The 1,776-nt window shown below is 70.0% G+C and carries 2 protein-coding genes; both read right to left on the bottom strand.

The features are described 5' to 3' along the window. A partial coding sequence (locus G7A99_RS19055; protein WP_205599934.1) for an ABC transporter permease occupies window positions 1–698 on the bottom strand: 698 nt, incomplete at its 3' end. A 5-nt stretch (window positions 699–703) separates the two neighbouring features. Next, the gene (locus G7A99_RS19060; RefSeq protein WP_163143159.1) at window positions 704–1,732 is read right to left on the bottom strand and encodes an ABC transporter substrate-binding protein; all 1,029 of its coding nucleotides are present in this window, start codon (window positions 1,730–1,732) and stop codon (window positions 704–706) included. Window positions 1,733–1,776 lie beyond the last annotated feature (44 nt).

Genomic DNA, 1,776 nt, shown 5'->3' on the forward strand with positions numbered 1-1,776 from the left:
AGCGCGTAAAGGGCGGCGATGGTGAGCATGTAGACCACCACGATATCCGTCGCCAGCAGGCTGGAGGCCTCCATCATCCGCTGGCCGATGCCCGGGATGCCGAACAGCTCGGCGGCCACCACGGTCATCCAGCCCTGGCCGAGGCCGGCACGCAGGCCGCCGAGAATGCCGGGCGACGCCGCGGGCAGGTTGACCTTGGCGAGCCGGGGCAGGAAGCCGTGCTGCCCGAAGGCCCGAGCCACCTCGTCATAGCCGGGGTCGACGGAGCGCACGGCGCTGTAGCTGGCGAAGTAGTTGATCCAGAAGACCCCGATACTGATGATGAACGCCGCCGCCGTCGGGGTGACGCCGAACCAGATGATGGCGAAGGGGATCCAGGCCAGCGGCGGAATCGGGCGCAGCAGCCGCGCCAGCCAGGCGTGGGCGGCGTCGAAGCGCGGCAGCAGCGCCGCCGACACGCCCACGAGGATGCCCAGCACGGACCCCACCAGCAGGCCGACGCTGTAATGCGCGAGGCTGGAGCCCACGACCTCGAACCAGATGCCGTCGGAGAGCTCGAGCCACAGCACACCGGGGATCGCCGAGGGCAGCGGCACGAGGGTGCCGGGCAGCAGCCCGCTGCGCAGCGTCAGCTCCCACAGCGCCAGGAACACGCCCACCCCGAGGGCGCTGTAGAGAACGCGTCGCGGGCGGGACAACGTGGTCATTCCTCGCCGGCCGACTGCGCGCTGACCGTGTCGTACACGCTGGTGTCGAAGAGCGCATCCAGGTCCACGGGCTTGCGCAGGCTGCCCTGCTCCATCTGGAAGTCACGCATGCGCCGGGTGCCCTCGCGGATGGCGTGCGGGTCGGCGAGGTAGTTCGACGACGGCGAGGCGAGCGCCTTCTCCACCGTGTCCAGACCGATGAGCCGGCGGCCGACGAACTCGCGGACATAGGGCGCGGCCTGTTCCGTATCCTCCTCGAGCATGCCGGTCGCACGCAGGTGCAACGCCATGAGCTCGCGCACCGCCTCGGGGTGCGCCTTCAGCGTCTCCTCGCGGACGGCGAGCACGGCCCCGGGCTGGCCGGGCAGCATCTCGTCGGCCCGGGCCACGACCCGGGCACCGTCGGCGCGCTCCTGCACGGTGGTCAGGATCGGCTCGAGAATCGAGGCCGCGTCCACGGCGCCGGCCAGCAGCGCCTGCTGGACCCGGTCCGCGCCCATGGCCACGATATCCACCGCATCCACGCCGACGCCGAGCCGCTTCGTCAGCCAGTAGCGCAGCACGGTGTCGGGCACCGAGCCCTGGGGAAACGTCGCGATCTTGGGCTTGTGGCCCTGCGTCTCGGTGAAGCGGGCGATGGCCTCCGCCGGGTCATTGGCCTCGAACAGCGAGGCGAACTCACCACGGGCCACCAGGCCGATCTGCTCGCGGATACTCGCGGCCAGGACCTTGATCGGCACGCCGTTGGCGCGCGAGACCATGGCCGGCCCGATGCCGAAGTACATGACGTCCAGCTCGCCAGAGGCCAGCGCCTGGACCATGGCCGGACCACTGGAGAAGCGGGTCAGCTCCAGGTCGAGCCCGGCGTCGTCGGTCCAGCCCGCCCCTTCCATCACGAACAGCTGCGCCACGGGCAGGATCGGCATGTAACCGACCTCCAGGCGCGTGGTGTCCTGGGCCTGGGCAGCGCTGCCGAGACTCAGCAGACCGGCAATCAGCACGGCAAGCAGACGGGCACGTGACATCGAATGCCTCCGGGAATGGGTTATAACGTGCCAGTCTAACGATT

The sequence above is a fragment of the Arhodomonas sp. KWT genome (assembly GCF_010993615.1).

Excerpts from the sequence above, each read along its gene's own strand:
- G7A99_RS19060 (WP_163143159.1), bottom strand. The coding sequence starts at position 1,732 with ATGTCACGTGCCCGTCTGCTTGCCGTGCTGATTGCCGGTCTGCTGAGT.